This is a genomic window from Streptomyces sp. NPDC041122 (assembly GCF_055592445.1).
In genome coordinates, this window is sequence record NZ_JBVIYQ010000006.1 from 158,119 (window position 1) to 175,241 (window position 17,123).

Genomic DNA, 17,123 nt, shown 5'->3' on the forward strand with positions numbered 1-17,123 from the left:
ACGCACACCATCGGTGAGAAGGAGGCGGCCGCATGAGCCCCACCCATGAGCTGCGGGTCGGCCGACGCACGGTCGAGATGAAGCGGGCCGACAAGGAGCTGTTCCCCGGGGACGGCATCACCAAGGAGGATCTCGCCGAGTACTACCGGCGCGTGGCGCCGCGCATGCTGCCCGAGCTGCGCGGCAGGCCGCTGATGCTGGAGCGGATGCCGGACGGGATCCACGGGAGCCGCTTCTACCAGAAGGAGGTCTCCGACTACTTCCCCGACTGGATCCACCGCGCGTCGGTGGCCAAGGAGGACGGCGAGGTCACCCATGTGCTGTGCGACGACACGGCGACGCTGGTGTATCTCGCGAGCCAGGCCTGCATCACCCCGCACCGCTGGCTGAGCCGCGCGGACCGCCCGCGCAGGCCCGACCGCCTGGTCTTCGATCTCGACCCGTCCGCCGACGACTTCGAGACGGTACGGAGCGCGGCGCACCGCCTGCGCACGCTGCTGGACGAGCTGGAGCTCGCCTCGGGCCTGATGACCACCGGCTCACGCGGGCTGCACGTCGTCGTACCGCTGAACCGGCGCGACGACGTCGACGACGTCCTGTCCTTCGCCCGCGCCACCGCGGACGCACTCGCGGCCCGGTACCCCGGGGAGCTGACGACCGAGCCGCGCAAGGACGCCCGCAAGGGACGGCTGTACCTGGACGTCGCGCGCAACGGCTACGCCCAGACCGCGGTCGCCCCCTTCGCCGTGCGGACCAGGCCCGGCGCCCCCGTCGCGGTGCCGCTGGCCTGGGACGAACTGGACGCGCCGGAGCTGACGGCCCGCCGCTGGACGGTGACCGACCTCGGCGACCGGCTCGACACGGACCCCTGGTCGGGGCTGGCCCGCCGGGCGCGCGGGGTGGGTCCGGCGTCCCGGCGGCTGGAGCGCCTGGCGGCGGGAACGGAGTGACCATAGAGGCATGAGCGAGAAAGGTTCGAGCCGGAGCGCGGTCATCGTCATCGACATGATCAACACGTACGACCACCGCGACGCGGACGTGCTCCTGCCCGCGGTCCGCGAGATCGTGCCGCCCATGGTCCGGCTCCTGAAGCGGGCCAGGTCCGCGGGGGTTCCGGTGATCTACGCCAACGACAACTTCGGCGAATGGCGCTCGCACCACGGAGAACTCGTCGAGACCGCGCTCTCGGGCCCGCACTCCGACGTGATCGAGCCGATCCGGCCCGACGGCGACTCACTGTTCGTGGTCAAGGCCCGGCACTCGATCTTCTACGAGACGCCGCTGACGTACCTCCTGTCCCAACTGGGCGTGCGGCAGGTGGTCCTCTGCGGCCAGGTCACCGAGCAGTGCGTGCTCTACTCGGCGCTCGACGCCCACATCAGACATCTGGACGTGGTCGTCGCCGAGGACGCCGTCGCCTCCATCGACGCCGAACTGGCGGACGCGGCGCTGCGCATGATGCGGCGCAACATGGACGCGGAGGTCACGACCGTGGAGCACATCGAGTGGTGAGCGCGGGCCGCGCAGGGGCTCAGGACGTCGCCTTGTGCCGCCGCCCGCCGCGCAGGGCGTCGACGAGTTCGTCCCGGGTCATGCCGGAGCGGCCGGGGATCCGGGCCTCGGTGGCCCGTTCGTAGAGCTCGGCCTTGGTGAGGGTGTCGAACGACCGCCCTTGCGCGCTCTTCTTGCGCTCCTTGGACCCACCGGCCTTGGACCCACCAGTCCTGGACCCACCGGTCTTCGACCCCGTGGAGCCGCCGCCCCTGGCCCGTCGCCTGGCGGCGGCCTCACCGATGTGCGTCGGCGGCGTGACCGCGTCGGAGGACGCCTTCTCGGCGCCGCCCTTGCCGCCCTTCTTACCGCCGCCCGAGGGCTTCTGCGCCCGGTCGACGCTCGCCTGCAACGCGTCCATGAGGTCGACGACGTTCGTGGACTCGGCCGGCGGCGCCGCCTTCTCGACCGACTCTCCGGTCCGTTTGGCCTCGATGAGCGCGGCCACCCGCTCCTGATAGGTGTCGTGGAACTCCTCGGGGTTCCACTCGATGTGCAGGGTGTCCACGAGCTGCCGCGCCATCGTCAGCTCGCGGTCGGTGACCTTGGTCTGCTCCGGCAGATCGTCGATCTCCTTGCGCGGGTCACGGATCTCGTCCGCCCAGTGCAGGGTGTGCAGCGTCAGCAGCCCGTCCTCGGCCCGCAACGCGACCAGGTACTGGTGGTTGCGCATCACGAACGTGGCGATCCCGGCCCGGTCCGCGTCGGAGAGGGCCTTCTCCAGCAAGGCGTAGATCTTGGTGTACTCCTTGCTCTTCGGACCGAGGTAGTACGTCTTGTCGAAGAAGATCGGCTCGACGTCCGCCAGGTCGACGAAGCCGGTGATCTCCAGCGACTTGGAGCGGCCGGGCGCGATGTCGTCCAGTTCGTCGGGCTCCACCAGGACGTACTCGTCACCGGTGTCGTACGCCTTGACGATCTCGTCGTAGGGGACTTCCTCGCCGGTCCGCTCGTTCACCCGTTTGTTGCGGACCCGATCGGACGTACCGCGCTGCAGCTGGTGGAATCGGATGGTGTGGCTGTCCGTGGCGGTGAACATCTGGACGGGCAGTGACACGAGCCCGAAGGTCACGGTTCCGCTCCACACTGGACGCGCCATGCCGGTGCCACCCTTCCCGTCTCTCCCCCTGCCGCCGCGGGGAGTCCTGGCCTCTCCCCATGGCACCCCGCGGAGCGGCCCGGCGCATCCCGGGCCGGTCCGTTCCGCTCATCGGCCCGCGCGGCCCGCCTACCGCGCGTTGACCACGAAGAGCGCCCCGTCCGGGTCCCTCAGGACCGCCTCGGCCGAGCCCTCGTCCCGGAGCAGGACGCTGCCGCCGTGGGCCTGCGCCGCGCGGGCGCAGGCGTCCACGTCGGCGACCGTGAAGTGGATCTGCCAGCGCGGCCGGATCGTGGGGTCGGGCGCGGAGTCCACCGCGCCGGAGTGGATGCGGGCCACCACGTCTCCCATGCTCCGCAGGACGACCTCCTCGTCCTCGTAGTCGACCTCGCACGCCCCCGGCTCCGACGTCGCCCAGCGCAGGACCTCGCCGTAGAAGATGGCCGCGTCGAAGGCGTTGCGGGTGTGCAGCTCGGCGAAGGTCGGCGCCGCGCCGCGCCACCTCTCCCAGCCCACCACCAGTTCGCCCTCCCAGATGCCGAAGACCGCGCCGTCCCGGTCGGCCAGCAGTGCCGCCCGGCCCGGTGGGAAGGAGATCGGGCCCACGGCGGTCGTGCCGCCGCGCTCGTGGCTGCGGGCCACCGTCTCGTTCGCGCTCGCCACGGCGAAGTACGGGGTCCAGGCGACGGTCATCTGCCCGAGGCTGTCCATGGCGGAGACGCCCGCGACCGGCACCCCGTCCACGCTCGCGAACCTGTACTGGTCGCCCAGCCTGCCCTCGCGCCACGTCCAGCCGAGCACCGCCTCGTAGAACCGCTCCGCGGTCGGCAGATCGCGTGCGGTCAGGCTCACCCAGCAGGGCGCGCCATGGACCGAGTCGGTGGCCTTGACCTCGCGTGCGACTGCTCCGTGGCTGTTCATCTTCGTACCGTCCTGGGGTATCCGTGCCGTCCTGCCGCCGAGGACGCCCGCGGTCGCGTCATCGCCGCGGGTCAGGGGGAAGTGGGGGAGGTGGGGAACGGGGAGGGCTCGGGGCCCGGGTCCGGCGTGGGGTCGGGGCCGGGGGTCGGGACGGGGCCGGGGCCGGGGTGCGGGCTCGGGGGCGGTCCGCCGGGGGCGGGCGTCGGCGCGGGGCCGGTGTCGGGGTCGGGCGGGACAGGCACACTCATGACGCTCTTCCTCTCAGTGACGTCACCCAGGGCAGCACGCGGGCGCGGGCCGCGCGCCGGGGTTCTTCTCATGGTCTCCGTGATCGCTCCCCTGCGCGAGCGCGCGCCATGAAACGGTATGCACCACTTTATTCCAACCCTATTCGGGGTTTTTGTCGCCTTTGTTCCGGGTAGTCCACACTCATGATCACGGGAAGCGGCGAACTGTATGACCTGGCTGCCGACGGCGCGGCTCTCGGGACGATCGGCGCCTTCGTGGGTGGCCTGTTCGTCGTCGGCGCGCTGCTGTGGGCCTTCTGGCTCGGGAAGAGGGTCCGCCAGCGCGAGTCGGCCCCGCCGCGCGCGGACGAGCAGCCGAAGCTGCCCGAGTCCGGGCCGGTCCACGAGATCCGGGAGATGCGCGAGCCGGACGAGGTGCCGCACGCCAAGGACGAGAGCGAGCGGCTGCGCCCGGAGAACATGCACCCGGGCGACAAGCGCAGCGACGACCAGGACACGCCCCGCTGGAAGCCGGGCTCCAGCGGCTCCTTCGGGAGCGGTGGCCCCGGGGCGTGACACGCCCGGGCCGACGCGGTGTGCCGTGACCATGCATGGACGGCGCGCCAGGGGGACACCCGTGACGACTCGAGGACACCCGTGACGAGCCGAGCTGTCACTGTGACGGAAGGAAGACCCCCAGATGCGTGCACTCACCTGGCACGGCAAGCGAGACGTCCGCGTGGACACCGTCCCCGACCCCGAGGTGAAGGACCCGACCGACGTCATCGTGCGGGTGACGTCCAGCGGAATCTGCGGATCGGACCTCCATCTGTACGAGGTGCTCGGGCCCTATCTCGACCCCGGCGACATCCTGGGGCACGAGCCCATGGGCATCGTCGAGGAGGTCGGCCGGGACGTCACCGAGCTGTCGGCGGGGGACCGCGTCGTGGTGCCGTTCAACGTCTCCTGCGGCCACTGCTACATGTGTGACCGCGGCCTGCACTCGCAGTGCGAGACCACCCAGGTCAGGGAGCGCGGCTCGGGTGCGGCGCTCTTCGGCTTCACCAAGCTCTACGGCCAGGTGCCCGGCGGGCAGGCGGAGCTCCTGCGGGTGCCGTTCGGCAACACCCTGCCCATCAAGGTGCCCGACGGCCCGCCGGACGACCGCTTCGTCTTCCTCTCCGACGTGCTGCCCACCGCCTGGCAGGCCGTGGAGTACGCCGACATCCCCGAGGGCGGCACCGTGACCGTCCTGGGCCTCGGCCCGATCGGCGCCATGGCCGCCCGTATCGCGCTCCACCGCGGCGCGAGCCTCGTCGTGGGCGTCGACCTGGTGCCCGCACGGCTGAGCCGCGCCCAGGCCGACGGCGTGAAGGCCCTCGACCTGCGCCGTCACGGCAAGGATCTCGGTGACGTGATCCGCGACATGACCGACGGGCGCGGCACGGACGCCGTCATCGACGCGGTCGGCATGGAGGCACACGGCGCACCTCTGGCCAAGGCCGCCCAGTGGGGTGTGGGCCTGCTCCCCGACGCGGTGGCCGAGAAGCTCATGGACCGGGCCGCCATCGACCGACTCAACGCCCTGTACTCGGCGATCGACATCGTCCGGCGCGGTGGCACGGTCTCCATCTCCGGCGTCTACGGCGGTGCGATCGACCCGATGCCGATGCTGACCATGTTCGACAAGCAGATCCAGCTGCGCATGGGCCAGGCCAACGTGAAGCACTGGGTCGACGACATCCTGCCGCTCCTCACCGACGAGGACCCGCTCGGGGTCGACGACTTCGCCACCCACCACATGTCCCTGGAGGACGGGCCCGAGGCGTACCGGATGTTCAAGGACAAGGAAGACGGGATGATCAAGACGCTCCTCAGGCCGTGAGCGGAAGGGACGTCAGGACGATCATGTCGCATTCCACCGAGTCGCTCACCGGCGCGACCGCACTCGTCACCGGAGGCTCCCGGGGCCTCGGCCTCCTCATGGCCGACCGGCTCGCGGCCCGCGGCGCCACCGTGGTCATCGCAGCCCGCGACGCCGACGAACTCGCCACCGCGCAACAGAAGTTGCGGCACCGCAACCCCGACGTCGACATCCATACCTCGGTGTGCGACGTACGGGACCAGGAGTCCGTCCACCACCTGTTCAAGGCCGCCCACGACCGCTGCGGCGGCCCGGACATCGTCATCGCCAACGCCGGGATCATCCAGGTGGCTCCGGTGGAGGCGGTCGGCGCCGGCGAGTTCCGGGACGCCATGGAGACGATGTTCATGGGGGCCGTGCACACCTCCCTGGAGGCGCTGCCGTACCTCCGGGAGAGCGAGTGGGGCGGCCGCCTCGGGCTGATCTCGTCGGTGGGCGGCCTGCTGGGCGTCCCGCATCTGCTGCCCTACGCGAGCGCCAAGGCGGCGACCGGCATCCTGGCCGAGGGGCTGAACGCCGAGGCGGGCCCCACCGGGGTGAGCGTCACCGCGGTCTATCCCGGGCTGATGCGCACCGGCTCGCATCTGCACGCGCAGTTCGGCGGGGACCGCAGCGGCGAGTACGGCTGGTTCTCCGCCCTCGCGGGCGCGCCCGTCGTCTCGATGAACGCGCAGCGGGCGGCCGAGCGCATCGTCAAGGCGGTGGTCCGCCGCCGCACCCGGCTGGTCCTGACGCCGATGGCCCGGGCCGCGGACCTGGCCCACGGAGTGGCGCCCACCGCCACGACCCGGCTCAACGGCGTCATGGCGCGCCTGCTGCCCGGGGCGCCCGGCGGCAGGCGGGGCATGCGGCGCGGGGCGGACGTCGAACCCCCGCGCGGCGCCGTGAGCGGCAGGTTCCAGGCCTGGGGAAGCGCGATGAACGAGACGGCGGCCGACGCGTACAATGCTCGCCGTAAGTGAGGCGGGGGTGCCGGTGCCGGGGCTTCCGGTGCCGGCGCCTCGCCCGGGGACGGGTGTTTGCCGCACCTGACACGCGTCACCGCTGGTCAGAAGCGCGTCGTGAGTGAACGGCCCGATCAGGGGCAGGCCAATGGGACGGTACCGCTTCCTTTGACAGGCATACGAGCCATACTGGTCGGGCCCTGATCACTCACAGAACGACTCCATGACCAAGAACAGCACCCCCACCGCCACTGTCCCCGACACCGTGTGGCTCGCGCGCGGCAGCCATCTCGGAACCGAACCCGAGCAGGACGTCCGGCGCAACCTGATCGCCCTCAAGGCGGCCGGGGTGCTCGACGACTTCCTGGACCTCGACCCCGTCGAGGCGGCCCGCTCCACTGTCCTGTACCCCCGGGGCGAGGCGGCCGACCCGGGCCCGTCCGCGCGCCGCCTCTTCGAGGCTCGCTGGCACGTGGCCGACGATGTCACGGTGCGCGCCCAGCTGATCACGTACGACCCCGGGACCCGCCGCAAGGAGGGTGAGGGCGTCACCTGGATCCTCGCCGCCGAGGCGGAGGGCGCGTGGGACATGCGCTGGCCCTCGCCGGCCACCATGTTCTGGCCCGACAGCGAACGCATCCCCTGGGACCACGACGCGGTCCCGGACGTGCGGCTGCGCTCGGCGAACCACCTGCCGAAGGACGACGACGAGCTGCGCCACCGGTTGCGGGACTGCACCCGGCAGAGCTGGTACATCCACGTCGTGGTGCACGAGGCGATGACGCCGGACCCCAAGGGGCAGCAGCCGGTCTCGGTGTACCTGCCGCCCAGCCTGCGGCACCAGGTCGTGGAGCACCGGGGCACGCCGGAGCAGGCGCAGATCGTCGACTTCGCGATGAAGCGGGAGCTCGGCGCGCGGATGCCGCGCGGCGGCGGCGTCGTGCTGCCCACCGCGCCGAAGCTCCCGGAGTACGACGCGGACCGCTTCACGGTGCGCAGCGTCTTCCTCGACGGCTCGGAGCCGACCGAACTCCTCGACAGGATCAGGGAGTTCGCCGCGTTGCCGCGGCCGATGGACGAGGAGGCCGAGCGGGCCGTGGCGCGACTGCGCCAGGGCTGGCACCTGCTCACCCCGGAGGAGGAGCTGGCCCACGCCCAGGGCATGGTCACCCGGTACGCCGAGGCGCTCGAGGCGATGACGAACTCCTGCGACCTGTATCGGGAGGCGGCCGAGGCCGCGCAGGCGGCGCTCGCCGAGTCGGCCGGCGGGGGCGGGGCGCGCATCCCGGGGCCGCTCAAGCCGGCGGCGCCCAAGACGGACGGCTCGCTCCTGAACAGCCTCTCGAAGACGTTCGGCCGTTTCCGGGACCCGAACAAGTAGGACCTGACGGTCACCGGCCCGTCGCCGCCCCGCACCGGAGCACTCCGGTGCGAGGCGGCGAGGGCGGCGGGGCCCGCTAGGACTGCGGGGGCTGGTTCTGGTCCCTGCCGAGCTGGTCCTTGAGCTTGTCCTGGGCGGTGTCGACCTGCCCGCTGTACTTGTCCTGGGTCTTGGAGTCGACGAAGTCGCCCGCCTTGTCGATGCCCTGGCCGGCCTTGTCCTCGTGGCCCGAGAGCATCTGCTTGAGCTTGTCCATGACTGACATGGGTGCCTGCCTCTCTGCGTCGCCCCCACACCAGGCTTGCAGCGCCCGGCCCGGTTCGCATCCGGGGGCCGGTCCGGCCCCCGGAAATCGGGCCTCAGGAGCCCCCGTATCGCTCGTGGGTTCGAATCCCATGTGCGAGCGTGGCCAAGGGAGGGGGCGTCGGGACGCGGTGACCCCGGCGTCGGCGAATCAGCGTCGCGCCCAGTCGTCGAGCACCGCCAGGATCTGGCGGGTGGTCGCCGCCGCGATTCGGGGTGACGCGTGGGCGTAGGCGGTATAGGCGCTCAGGCCACTGCTCAGGCCCCAGCCGCGGCCCCGCGCCCAGGTGGCTCCGTCCACGCCGAGGGCGGTGCGGAAGACCGTGCGGCAGGGGGCGTCCATGAGGGTGTAGGCCATCATCAGATCAGCGGCGGGGTCCCCGTATCCCAGGCCGCCGAAGTCGATGACGGCCTTGAGCCGGCCGCCCGCGGTCAGCAGGTTGCCGGTGTGGAAGTCGCCGTGGACGAACACCGGCGGCCGGTCCCACGGCTCGGCCGTCAGTGCCGCCCGCCACACCGCGGTCATCGCGTCGGCGTCGAAGACATCGGCGGTGCGCTCGATCGCGGCGCGCGTGAAGTGGTCCCGGGTCGACAGCGGGGCCGGCGGTCCGGGGCGCTCGGCGGCCTCCGGCCCCGGCCACGCCATCGGCGCGCACCCCCACAAGGCCTGGAGGAAGCGGGCGAGTTCACCGGCGGCGGAGGCCGATGAGCCCAGCTCCCGGACGGTGGCCGTCTCGCCGTCCAGCCAGCGGAACACCGACCAGGGCCAGGGGTAGCCGAAGTCCGGGCGGCCCTGCGCCACCGGCACCGGCACCTCCAGCGGGAGGTGCGGGGCGAGCCGGGGGAGCCAGGTGAACTCCGTGGCGAGGGAGCCGAGGGGGCCGGGGTGCCGGGGGAGTCGTACCGCGAGGTCCTGACCGAGCCGGTGGATGACGTGGTCCGACCCGCCCGGCTCGACCCGCTCCAGCGGCAGACCGGCCCACTGCGGGAACTGCGAGTCGACCAGCTTGCGGGTGAGAGGGGTGTCGATGTGGGGGCGGTGGTCCGGGACGGTCTCTGTGGTCACGCTTCTCCTCCGGAGCGGCTGAATGCCCAGCGCGTACGGGTGACGGCGGCGGGCCGTTTCCCTGCGCGCCCAGGAGCCTGCCCGAGTACGTGATCACTGTCAACACGATACGTATCGTCTCCTGGGTGGCGAGTGCGTGCCGGAGCGGACTCCTCCTGGGTGTGCCAAGCGTCGGCGAGAGCAGCGCAGTTGATGTGAAAAGCTGGCGGCCGCCGCTCACGGCCAAGGAGGCGCAGGGGCGGTCGAGAGGAGCGAAGCGTGCGACAGGACGGCTTTTCCGATCTCACCTGCGATTCCGGTGATTCCGGTGATTCCGGCGATTCCGGCGATCCCGCGGGCCGCGGCCTTTACGCCGGGGAGATGGACACCAGCAGGCCGCACCCCGCGCGGATCTACGACTGCCTGCTCGGCGGCAAGGACCACTACGAGGTCGACCAGCGGGCGGCCGAGGAGCTCGCCGCCGTGGCTCCCGAGGTGCGGATCGGCGTGCGCGCCAACCGTGCCTTCCTGCAGCGCGCCGTCCGGCACGTCGTCCGCGGCGGCGTGCGCCAGATCCTCGACATCGGCACCGGGCTGCCCACCTCGCCGAACGTCCACGAGACGGCGCGGGAGATCGCCCCGGACGTGCGCGTCGCGTACGTCGACAACGACCCGATCGTGAAGACGCACGGCGACGCGCTGCTCGGCGGCTCCGGCACGACCAGCATCGTCCTCGGCGACCTGCGCGACCCGGACGCCGTCGTGCGCCACCCGGACGTGCGCCGGGTCATCGACTTCGACGAGCCCGTCGCCGTGCTCCTCGTCGCCGTCCTGCACTTCCTCACCGACGCGGAGCGGCCCGGCCGGATCGTCGCCGCCCTGCGGGACGCGCTCCCGGCCGGCAGCTTCCTCGTCCTCTCGCACGCCACCGGCGACTTCGCCGACCGCAGCGACGCCCAGGCCGTCTACGACAAGGCCACCGCCACCCTGAACCTGCGCTCCCGCGCCGAGGTCGAGCGGTTCTTCGACGGCTTCGCACTGGTCGAGCCCGGCCTGGTCCAGGTCCCGTTCTGGCGCCCCGACGGCACGCCGCCGGAGCGGTCCGGCGAGATCGGCTTCTACGGAGGCGTGGCCCGCACGTCCGGCTGACGAGCCCCGGCCGGACCTGCTCAGGGATCGAGGCGGGCCCGGTCCTCGTCGTCCCACGCCCGGGTGTCGCGCGGCTCCACGTACGGTTCCTGGTCGGGCGGGAGGCCGCCCGCGACCGCGCGCTGGCGCGCCATCTCGGCGTCGAACTCGAGGCCCAGCAGGATCGCCAGATTGGTGATCCACAGCCACACCAGGAAGACGATCACGCCGGCGAAGGTGCCGTACGTCTTGTTGTACGAGGCGAAGTTCGCCACGTACAACGCGAAACCGGCCGAGGAGACCATCCAGATCAGCAGCGCCAGGAGGCTCCCCGGCGTGATCCAGCGGAAGCCGCGGACCTTCGCGTTCGGCGTGGCCCAGTACAGCAGCGCGATCATGACCGTGACGAGGATCAGCAGCACCGGCCACTTCGCGATCGACCACACCGTGAGCGCCGTGTCGCCGAGCCCCAGCAGGTCGCCGGCCTTCTTGGCGAGACCGCCCGTGAAGACCACGATCAGCGCGCTGGCGACCGCGAGCACCATGAGGATCACGGTCACCCCGAGCCTTATCGGCAGGACCTTCCACACCGGCCGGCCCTCCGGCATGTCGTAGACGGCGTTCGCGCTGCGGATGAAGGCCCCGACGTAGCCGGACGCCGACCACACCGCGAGCAGCAGACCCACGATCGCCATGACCGAACCGGTCCCGGCATTGCCCTGCAACTGCTGTACGGCGCTGCTGAGGATGTCTCGCACGGCACCCGGGGCGAGGTCCTCGATGCTGTCCATGACCTTCCGCGTCGCCGACTCGCCGACCACGCCGAGCAGCGAGACCAGGGCCAGCAGCGCCGGGAACAGCGAGAGGATCCCGTAGTACGTCAACGCTCCGGCGCGATCGGACAGTTCATCGCTCTGGAACTCTTTGACGGTGCCTTTCAGCACCGCCCACCAGGAGCGCTTGGGCAGCTCCGAAGGACTGTCAGGAGCTTGCCGCTCCACTTGCTCGTCGGGTCCGACGGTCGCCCCCGATGCTTGTGCGTCGGCGCGGCCTTCCGGTGCGTCGTCGCCGTGCTCTTCCTGCCGTTTCGGTGTCCAGACCATCTCCTACGAGTATCCGGAAGAACGCGATCCATCCCCGGGGATCCGCACCTCCACCCGGCAGACGTACACCGGAGACATACGAGCGTCGGCGAGGCCCTAGTGGACGGCCTTGTACCGCACGACGGTGCGCTTGCACTGTCCGGAGCCGAAGACGGCGAGGGCGTCGAGCTCGGCCGGGTCGGCCGCGAGGTCCCAGCGGAGCTTGGTGGCCACCCACTCCGCCACGTAGCGGCAGTGCGCGGAGGGCTGCGGGGGGAGCCACTGGGCGGGGTCCTTGGCGGCCCGGGCGCGGTGGGTTCGGGAGGTGACGGCCACCAGGGAGGCCGGGGCGCCCAGGTCGTTGGCGTAGGCCTCACGGCGTGCCGCGCCCCACTCGGACGCGCCGGAGTCCCAGGCCTCGGCGAGCGGCACGAGGTGGGCCACGTCCAGCCCCCGCGTGCCCTCGACCTCCTGGGCGTCGAAGTAGGAGAGCCACTCACCGCCGCTGATCCTGCAGCGGCCGCGGACGGAGGGCGCCTCGCTGGCCTCGGCGATCAGCACTTCGGCGCCGGTGTCGCAGCCGTCGGCCTTCGCTCCGGCGTTCCAGTGCCGGAAGCGGGCGCGGGCGTAACCGTCGCGGTGCTCGTCGGCGGCGGGGACGCGGTGCACCGCGTCGGCGAGGGTGGTGGTCTCGGTGGGAGTGGCGGGGGCGCCGGGGGCGGCCTGTGCGGCAGGCGGGGCGAGGAGGGGGGTCAGGGTGAGGCTGAGCGCGGCGAGGCCGCGGATGAGGTTCTTGATCACCTCGGCAGGTTCACCGCCTGCGCGAGGGCGAACCGGGGCTTGGCCCGAGTGGAGGACGAGGTTCACCGCAGAAACGTTCCGCCGTCGCACCGGGCCAGGAGTGTGCGTGAGGCGGACCCGGGGGACGTCGCGGCCATGGCGGGGCAGGACCCAGCTCCCCTGAACCGAAGCGACCGAAGCGACCGAAGCCATCGAAGCCGAGGGGGCCGAGACCGGCGCCGATGTCCGGATCGGGCAATAGGGTGAAGCGCGTCTTCTCTATAGGTCGGACCAATCCACGGGGGCGTGGGCTCCGGATCATGAGTACACGTTGCCCCCTTGCCGAAAGATGACCGACATGAGCGATGCCGTGCGCATCGGATCCCGTACCGCACCTCGCCCCGACCTCCAAGAACTGATCGCCCGCGTCGCCCGCGGGGACGAGGAGTCCTTCTCGGGTGTCTACGACGCCGTGATCAGACCGGTTCTCGGCGTGGTGCGCGCCGTGCTGCGCGACCACGCGCAGTCCGAGGAGGTGGCGCAGGAGGTGATGGTCGAGGTGTGGCGCACGGCTCCCCGCTATCGGCCGGAGAGAGGGTCGGCCATGAACTGGGTGCTCACGCTGGCCCATCGGCGCGCCGTGGACCGCGTCCGCTCGGTGGAGGCCTCCACGGCCCGTGAACAGAAGGCCGCCCTGCTCGCCCGGATGCCGGACTTCGACGACGTGAGCGAACAGGTCGAGTCCAGCTTGGAGCGCGAGCAGGTACGGCGCTGTCTGCGCGCCCTGACCGAGCTGCAACGCCAGTCCGTGACCCTCGCCTACTACCGCGGACTGACCTACCGTCAGGTCGCCGAGCTGCTCTCCGTGCCCCTCGGCACCGTCAAGACCCGCTTGCGCGACGGGCTCATCCGACTGCGCGACTGCCTGGGGGTGAACGCATGAACAGCGGAGCGGATCTGCACACCCTGACCGGCGCCTATGCCGCGCACGCCCTGGACGACGACGAGCGCGTGGCGTTCGAGCGGCACCTGTCGGACTGCGCGGCGTGCTCCCAGGAAGTGCGGGAGTTCCAGGCCACCACCGCGCGCCTGGGACTCGCCGCGTCCGTGGCACCCCGCCGCGCGCTGAAGGAGGAGGTGCTCCAGCGGATCACCGCGGTCCGGCAGGTGGCGCCGTCCGACCGGGCCCCCGAAACCCGGGCCGTGAAACACCGGCCGCGCCGGCGCGTTCAGTGGGCCCTGGCCGCCTGTGTCGCCGCCGCGACGGCGCTGGGCGGCTCGGCCGTCTGGCAGTACGGCGAAGTGCAGGCCGCCCGCGACGAGGCGCAGCAGGCCCAGCGGCAGTCCCAGGAGCTGGCGGCCCTGCTGGCGGCCCCGGACGCCAAGACCCGTACGGGCAAGCTGGCCGGTGGCGCGAGGGGAACGGTCGTCGTGGCCGACAGCCGCGACCGGGCCGCCTTCGTGGCCGCCGGCATGGCGAAACCGCCGGCCGGGAAGGTCTACCAACTCTGGTTCTCCGACGACGGAGTCATGCGTTCCGCGGGCCTCATGGACCCCGCGCGGAGCACCCAGACCGTCCTGTTGGACGGCTCACCGAAGGGGGCGGCGGGCGTGGGCATCACCGTGGAGCCGGCGGGCGGCTCCTCGAAGCCCACGACGACCCCGGTCGCCCTCCTGAACCTCCCGGCCTGAGCGGCGACGAAGGCGCGAAGGGGCCCGGGCGAAGAAGCCCGGGCGCGCAGAGTGCGCAAAAGGGGCAATCCATCTCCCCGGCGGCTACGGACCACCCATACGACGGGCACCACGCAAGGCGCAGTCATCCAGCTGCGCCGGCCGCACTCCCGCCGCCCTGCCGCCGTCCGGCAGCAGGGCCGTCCCCGGGCCGGCCGCCCGGGACCTCCCCCCCCCAGGAGGAGAAGATCATGCGCAGCACACACATCCGCCGGGCCGCCGTGGCGGCCGCCGCCACCCTCGCCCTGCCGGTGTCCTTGGGGCTGCTGGCCCCGATGGCGCACGCCGACAGCATGACGAAGCCCTTCGGGCCCGCGTGTGACAGCGTGCCCAAGGACGGCGCGGGCAGCTTCGAGGGCATGGCCAAGGACCCGGTCGCGACCGCGGCGTCCCACAACCCGGCGCTGTCCACGCTGGTGACGGCCGTCAAGAAGGCCGGGCTGGTCGACACCCTCAACAACGCAAAGGACGTGACGGTCTTCGCGCCCACGAACGACGCGTTCGCCAAGATCCCCAAGGCGGACCTCGACAAGGTGCTCGCCAACAAGGACCAGCTCACCAAGATCCTCACCTACCACGTGGTGGGCGAGAAGACCGGAGCCGATCAGCTGGCCAAGGGCTCGTTCAAGACGCTCGAGGGCGGCACCCTCACCACCATGGGTTCGGGCGAGTCGTTCAAGGTCAACGACACCGCGAAGATCGTGTGCGGTGGCGTCGAGACGTCCAACGCGACCGTCCACATCATCGACACGGTGCTCATGCCGAAGATGTGACCCGACGGACGTCGCGGTTCCGGCGCCGGTTTCGCGGCGCCGGGCCCGCGCGTCTCAGTCCCGGTGCTGTACGACGTTGATGACGTTGCCGTCCGGCGCCCGCACCAGGAACCGCCGCACGCCCCAGGTCTCCGTCGTCAGCGGACGGACGAACTCGAAGCCCCGCAGGCGGGCCTCCGCGTACGCGGCGTCGACGTCGTCCGTGAGCACGGAGACGACGGAGTCCTCCGCCGCGGTGGCGTCCCGCGTGACCAACTGGACGTGGGCCCCGGTCTCCGGAGACGTGCAGCGGGCCACCCACCCCAGATTGAACTCCTCCAGACTCAGGCCGAGGTAGTCGGTGTAGAAGCCCTTCGCGGTGTCGATGTCGTCCACGTGAAGGTTGGCGATGATGCGGTTGGCGCGCATGCGGTTCTCCTCTGCCCCGCCGTCGGGGCCTTGGGGTCTCGGTCCATGGTGGAACGGCCGTGGGATCGCTGCGGCGTCGTCGGCAGGGCCGAAGGTGTGAAGGACCAATCCGGCGGCACGGCGGGGACGTATTCCTGAGCATGGACAACGCAACGCGGTCGCCTCGCGGCCTCACACGGCTTTCCCTGGGTGCGCTGAGCGGCCTGCTGGCCGGATACGCGGCGATCGCGGTCGCCGAACTGGTATCGGTGGCGGTGCGCCCCGAATCCGGTCCGGTGATCGCCGTGGGCGGCGCGGCCATCGACCGTACGCCGCCCGGGGTGAAGGACTGGGCGATCCGGCAGTTCGGCACGGACGACAAACTCGTCCTCCAGCTGGGGATCCTCGCGGTGCTGGCCGTACTGGCCCTCGCATTGGGAGCGTTGGCCGCCCGCCGGCGCCTGGCCGGCTCGCTCGGCATCCTCGCCTTCGGGATCGTCGGGGCCCTCGCGGCGGTCGGCCGCCCGGACTCGACGAGCCTCCTCGACGCCCTGCCCTCGGTTGTCGGCGCCGCGGCAGGCTGCGGCCTCCTCTACTGGCTCGCGGGACGTCTCGGCGGGCCACGTATCCGGCCCCAACACCAGCCCCAGCCCCAGCACCAGCCTCAGAAGGGCACGCCATCACCGTCGCTGTCGGCACCCACACCTGCACCCACACCTGCACCCGCACCTGCACCGGCCTCCGCGGAAACCGGCTGGGACCGGCGCGGCTTCATCCTCGCCGCCACCGTGGCGGCGGCCGCCTCCACCGGCGCGGGGCTCGCAGGCCGGGCGCTGAACGGCTCCCGGGGGCAGCAGGCCGTCGCGTCCCGCAACGCCGTCGTGCTTCCCGCGGCCGCGTCGACGGCAGGTCCGGTCCGACGCGGTGCGGCGCCCGGCATCGACGGCATCAGCTCGTTCGTGACGCCGAACGACGATTTCTACCGTGTGGACACCGCCTTGGTCGTCCCCAAGGTCGACGCCACCTCCTGGAGACTGCGCATCCACGGCATGGGCGTGACGCGCGAACGGACGTTCTCCTTCGCCGAGTTGCTGAGGATGCCGCTCGTCGAGAGGCGCATCACCCTGGCCTGTGTCTCCAACGAGGTCGGCGGCCCCTACGTCGGCAACGCCCGCTGGATCGGCGTCCGGCTAGCCGAGTTGCTCAAGCAGTGCGGGGTCGAACCCCCTTCGGGCGGCGGACCCGCCGACCAGCTGGTCGCCCGTTCCGTGGACGGCATGACCATCGGCAGCCCCGTCGAGGACGTCATGGACGGCCGTGACGCGATGCTGGCCCTCGGCATGAACGGCCGGCCCCTCCCGTTCGAGCACGGCTTCCCGGTGCGCATGCTGGTCCCCGGGCTGTACGGGTACGTCTCCGCCTGCAAGTGGATCCGGGACATCGAGCTCACGACGTTCGACTCCTACGACACGTACTGGGTGAAGCGGGACTGGGCCCGACGAGCGCCCATCAAGACCCAGTCACGCATCGACACCCCGAAACCCTTCGGGCGCCCCAAGAGCGGCACGGTCATGGTCGCCGGAGTCGCCTGGGCCCAGCACCGCGGCATCGACAAGGTCGAAGTCCGCGTCGACGACGGCCCGTGGGAGGAGGCGCGTCTCGCCGCCGAGGACACCCGCGACACCTGGCGCCAGTGGTCGTACGCCTGGCAGGCCACCAAGGGGAACCACACGCTGGCCGTCCGGGCCACCGACGGCGACGGCAAGACGCAGACCGCGAAGCGCACCCGCACGATTCCCGACGGGGCGTCGGGCCGGCACTCGGTGGTCGTCACCGTCGACTGAGCC

19 protein-coding genes are annotated in these 17,123 nt (G+C 71.7%); 11 read left to right on the forward strand and 8 right to left on the reverse strand.

The genetic code is table 11. The features are described from left to right. Positions 1 to 32 precede the first annotated feature (32 nt). On the forward strand, positions 33 to 950 hold the full coding sequence (gene ligD, locus ACZ6B8_RS22190) for a non-homologous end-joining DNA ligase (RefSeq protein ID WP_471608272.1): 918 nt from the start codon (positions 33 to 35) through the stop codon (positions 948 to 950). Between the two features lie 10 nt (positions 951 to 960). After that, positions 961 to 1,512, forward strand: a complete 552-nt coding sequence (locus ACZ6B8_RS22195; RefSeq protein WP_471608273.1) for a cysteine hydrolase family protein — start codon at positions 961 to 963, stop codon at positions 1,510 to 1,512. A gap of 19 nt (positions 1,513 to 1,531) precedes the next feature. Here the strand turns inward: ACZ6B8_RS22195 and ku are convergent, their stop codons facing one another. From ku to ACZ6B8_RS22210, 3 genes are all read right to left on the reverse strand, one after another. Then, positions 1,532 to 2,650, reverse strand: a complete 1,119-nt coding sequence (gene ku, locus ACZ6B8_RS22200) for a non-homologous end joining protein Ku (protein WP_471608274.1) — start codon at positions 2,648 to 2,650, stop codon at positions 1,532 to 1,534. Positions 2,651 to 2,779: 129 nt separating this feature from the next. Then, positions 2,780 to 3,571, reverse strand: coding sequence for a VOC family protein (locus tag ACZ6B8_RS22205; RefSeq protein ID WP_471082240.1), 792 nt, complete (start codon positions 3,569 to 3,571; stop codon positions 2,780 to 2,782). 71 nt (positions 3,572 to 3,642) lie between these two features. After that, positions 3,643 to 3,819 (reverse strand): hypothetical protein, encoded by a 177-nt coding sequence (locus ACZ6B8_RS22210; RefSeq protein WP_471608275.1) that lies wholly within the window; start codon positions 3,817 to 3,819, stop codon positions 3,643 to 3,645. A gap of 183 nt (positions 3,820 to 4,002) precedes the next feature. On the opposite strand from ACZ6B8_RS22210, the gene ACZ6B8_RS22215 reads away from it, so the two are divergent. The 4 genes from ACZ6B8_RS22215 to ACZ6B8_RS22230 all read left to right on the forward strand — a co-directional run bounded on the left by ACZ6B8_RS22215 (position 4,003) and on the right by ACZ6B8_RS22230 (position 8,047). Next, positions 4,003 to 4,374 carry a DUF6479 family protein gene (locus ACZ6B8_RS22215; protein WP_471082237.1) on the forward strand — a complete coding sequence of 124 codons (372 nt, stop codon included), beginning with the start codon at positions 4,003 to 4,005 and terminating at the stop codon, positions 4,372 to 4,374. Positions 4,375 to 4,498: 124 nt separating this feature from the next. Then, entirely contained in the window at positions 4,499 to 5,683 is a 1,185-nt protein-coding gene (locus tag ACZ6B8_RS22220) for a zinc-dependent alcohol dehydrogenase (protein WP_471082234.1), read from the forward strand. A gap of 23 nt (positions 5,684 to 5,706) precedes the next feature. Continuing rightward, positions 5,707 to 6,684, forward strand: coding sequence for an SDR family NAD(P)-dependent oxidoreductase (locus tag ACZ6B8_RS22225; RefSeq protein ID WP_471608276.1), 978 nt, complete (start codon positions 5,707 to 5,709; stop codon positions 6,682 to 6,684). Positions 6,685 to 6,889: 205 nt separating this feature from the next. Then, complete coding sequence (locus tag ACZ6B8_RS22230; RefSeq protein ID WP_471608277.1) at positions 6,890 to 8,047, forward strand: hypothetical protein; 1,158 nt, start codon at positions 6,890 to 6,892, stop codon at positions 8,045 to 8,047. Between the two features lie 76 nt (positions 8,048 to 8,123). On the opposite strand, the gene ACZ6B8_RS22235 is transcribed toward ACZ6B8_RS22230, so the two are convergent. After that, complete coding sequence (locus ACZ6B8_RS22235; protein ID WP_471082225.1) at positions 8,124 to 8,312, reverse strand: antitoxin; 189 nt, start codon at positions 8,310 to 8,312, stop codon at positions 8,124 to 8,126. A 189-nt stretch (positions 8,313 to 8,501) separates the two neighbouring features. Continuing rightward, positions 8,502 to 9,416 carry an aminoglycoside phosphotransferase family protein gene (locus ACZ6B8_RS22240; protein ID WP_471608278.1) on the reverse strand — a complete coding sequence of 305 codons (915 nt, stop codon included), beginning with the start codon at positions 9,414 to 9,416 and terminating at the stop codon, positions 8,502 to 8,504. Positions 9,417 to 9,776: 360 nt separating this feature from the next. Between ACZ6B8_RS22240 and ACZ6B8_RS22245 the strand changes: the two genes are divergently transcribed. Beyond that, positions 9,777 to 10,544 (forward strand): SAM-dependent methyltransferase, encoded by a 768-nt coding sequence (locus tag ACZ6B8_RS22245; protein ID WP_471082222.1) that lies wholly within the window; start codon positions 9,777 to 9,779, stop codon positions 10,542 to 10,544. 20 nt (positions 10,545 to 10,564) lie between these two features. Here the strand turns inward: ACZ6B8_RS22245 and ACZ6B8_RS22250 are convergent, their stop codons facing one another. After that, positions 10,565 to 11,626, reverse strand: coding sequence for a YihY/virulence factor BrkB family protein (locus ACZ6B8_RS22250; RefSeq protein ID WP_471608279.1), 1,062 nt, complete (start codon positions 11,624 to 11,626; stop codon positions 10,565 to 10,567). Between the two features lie 96 nt (positions 11,627 to 11,722). Continuing rightward, on the reverse strand, positions 11,723 to 12,406 hold the full coding sequence (locus ACZ6B8_RS22255) for an HNH endonuclease family protein (RefSeq protein ID WP_471608280.1): 684 nt from the start codon (positions 12,404 to 12,406) through the stop codon (positions 11,723 to 11,725). 337 nt (positions 12,407 to 12,743) lie between these two features. Here ACZ6B8_RS22255 and ACZ6B8_RS22260 point away from each other — a divergent pair, with 337 nt between their 5' ends. The 3 genes from ACZ6B8_RS22260 (at position 12,744) to ACZ6B8_RS22270 (ending at position 14,889) form a co-directional block, all read left to right on the forward strand. Then, positions 12,744 to 13,328 carry a sigma-70 family RNA polymerase sigma factor gene (locus ACZ6B8_RS22260; protein WP_471608281.1) on the forward strand — a complete coding sequence of 195 codons (585 nt, stop codon included), beginning with the start codon at positions 12,744 to 12,746 and terminating at the stop codon, positions 13,326 to 13,328. Further along, a complete protein-coding gene (locus ACZ6B8_RS22265) occupies positions 13,325 to 14,077 on the forward strand; it encodes an anti-sigma factor (RefSeq protein ID WP_471608282.1) in 753 nt (250 codons plus the stop codon). The genes ACZ6B8_RS22260 and ACZ6B8_RS22265 overlap by 4 nt, the downstream gene beginning before the upstream one ends. Positions 14,078 to 14,307: 230 nt before the next feature. Then, positions 14,308 to 14,889, forward strand: a complete 582-nt coding sequence (locus ACZ6B8_RS22270) for a fasciclin domain-containing protein (protein ID WP_471082207.1) — start codon at positions 14,308 to 14,310, stop codon at positions 14,887 to 14,889. Between the two features lie 54 nt (positions 14,890 to 14,943). Here the strand turns inward: ACZ6B8_RS22270 and ACZ6B8_RS22275 are convergent, their stop codons facing one another. Further along, positions 14,944 to 15,297 carry a glyoxalase superfamily protein gene (locus ACZ6B8_RS22275; RefSeq protein WP_471608283.1) on the reverse strand — a complete coding sequence of 118 codons (354 nt, stop codon included), beginning with the start codon at positions 15,295 to 15,297 and terminating at the stop codon, positions 14,944 to 14,946. Between the two features lie 140 nt (positions 15,298 to 15,437). On the opposite strand from ACZ6B8_RS22275, the gene ACZ6B8_RS22280 reads away from it, so the two are divergent. Next, positions 15,438 to 17,120: a molybdopterin-dependent oxidoreductase gene (locus tag ACZ6B8_RS22280; RefSeq protein WP_471608284.1), complete on the forward strand. Its 1,683-nt coding sequence runs from the start codon at positions 15,438 to 15,440 to the stop codon at positions 17,118 to 17,120. Positions 17,121 to 17,123 lie beyond the last annotated feature (3 nt).

Coding starts and splice junctions, on each gene's coding strand:
- ACZ6B8_RS22215 (WP_471082237.1), top strand. CDS start 4,003: ATGATCACGGGAAGCGGCGAACTGTATGACCTGGCTGCCGACGGCGCG.
- ACZ6B8_RS22225 (WP_471608276.1), top strand. CDS start 5,707: ATGTCGCATTCCACCGAGTCGCTCACCGGCGCGACCGCACTCGTCACC.
- ACZ6B8_RS22230 (WP_471608277.1), top strand. CDS start 6,890: ATGACCAAGAACAGCACCCCCACCGCCACTGTCCCCGACACCGTGTGG.
- ACZ6B8_RS22280 (WP_471608284.1), top strand. CDS start 15,438: ATGGACAACGCAACGCGGTCGCCTCGCGGCCTCACACGGCTTTCCCTG.
- ACZ6B8_RS22245 (WP_471082222.1), top strand. CDS start 9,777: ATGGACACCAGCAGGCCGCACCCCGCGCGGATCTACGACTGCCTGCTC.
- ACZ6B8_RS22205 (WP_471082240.1), bottom strand. CDS start 3,571: ATGAACAGCCACGGAGCAGTCGCACGCGAGGTCAAGGCCACCGACTCG.
- ACZ6B8_RS22210 (WP_471608275.1), bottom strand. CDS start 3,819: ATGAGTGTGCCTGTCCCGCCCGACCCCGACACCGGCCCCGCGCCGACG.
- ACZ6B8_RS22270 (WP_471082207.1), top strand. CDS start 14,308: ATGCGCAGCACACACATCCGCCGGGCCGCCGTGGCGGCCGCCGCCACC.
- ACZ6B8_RS22260 (WP_471608281.1), top strand. CDS start 12,744: ATGAGCGATGCCGTGCGCATCGGATCCCGTACCGCACCTCGCCCCGAC.
- ACZ6B8_RS22275 (WP_471608283.1), bottom strand. CDS start 15,297: ATGCGCGCCAACCGCATCATCGCCAACCTTCACGTGGACGACATCGAC.
- ACZ6B8_RS22195 (WP_471608273.1), top strand. CDS start 961: ATGAGCGAGAAAGGTTCGAGCCGGAGCGCGGTCATCGTCATCGACATG.
- ACZ6B8_RS22250 (WP_471608279.1), bottom strand. CDS start 11,626: ATGGTCTGGACACCGAAACGGCAGGAAGAGCACGGCGACGACGCACCG.
- ACZ6B8_RS22265 (WP_471608282.1), top strand. CDS start 13,325: ATGAACAGCGGAGCGGATCTGCACACCCTGACCGGCGCCTATGCCGCG.
- ACZ6B8_RS22235 (WP_471082225.1), bottom strand. CDS start 8,312: ATGTCAGTCATGGACAAGCTCAAGCAGATGCTCTCGGGCCACGAGGAC.
- ligD (WP_471608272.1), top strand. CDS start 33: ATGAGCCCCACCCATGAGCTGCGGGTCGGCCGACGCACGGTCGAGATG.
- ku (WP_471608274.1), bottom strand. CDS start 2,650: ATGGCGCGTCCAGTGTGGAGCGGAACCGTGACCTTCGGGCTCGTGTCA.
- ACZ6B8_RS22220 (WP_471082234.1), top strand. CDS start 4,499: ATGCGTGCACTCACCTGGCACGGCAAGCGAGACGTCCGCGTGGACACC.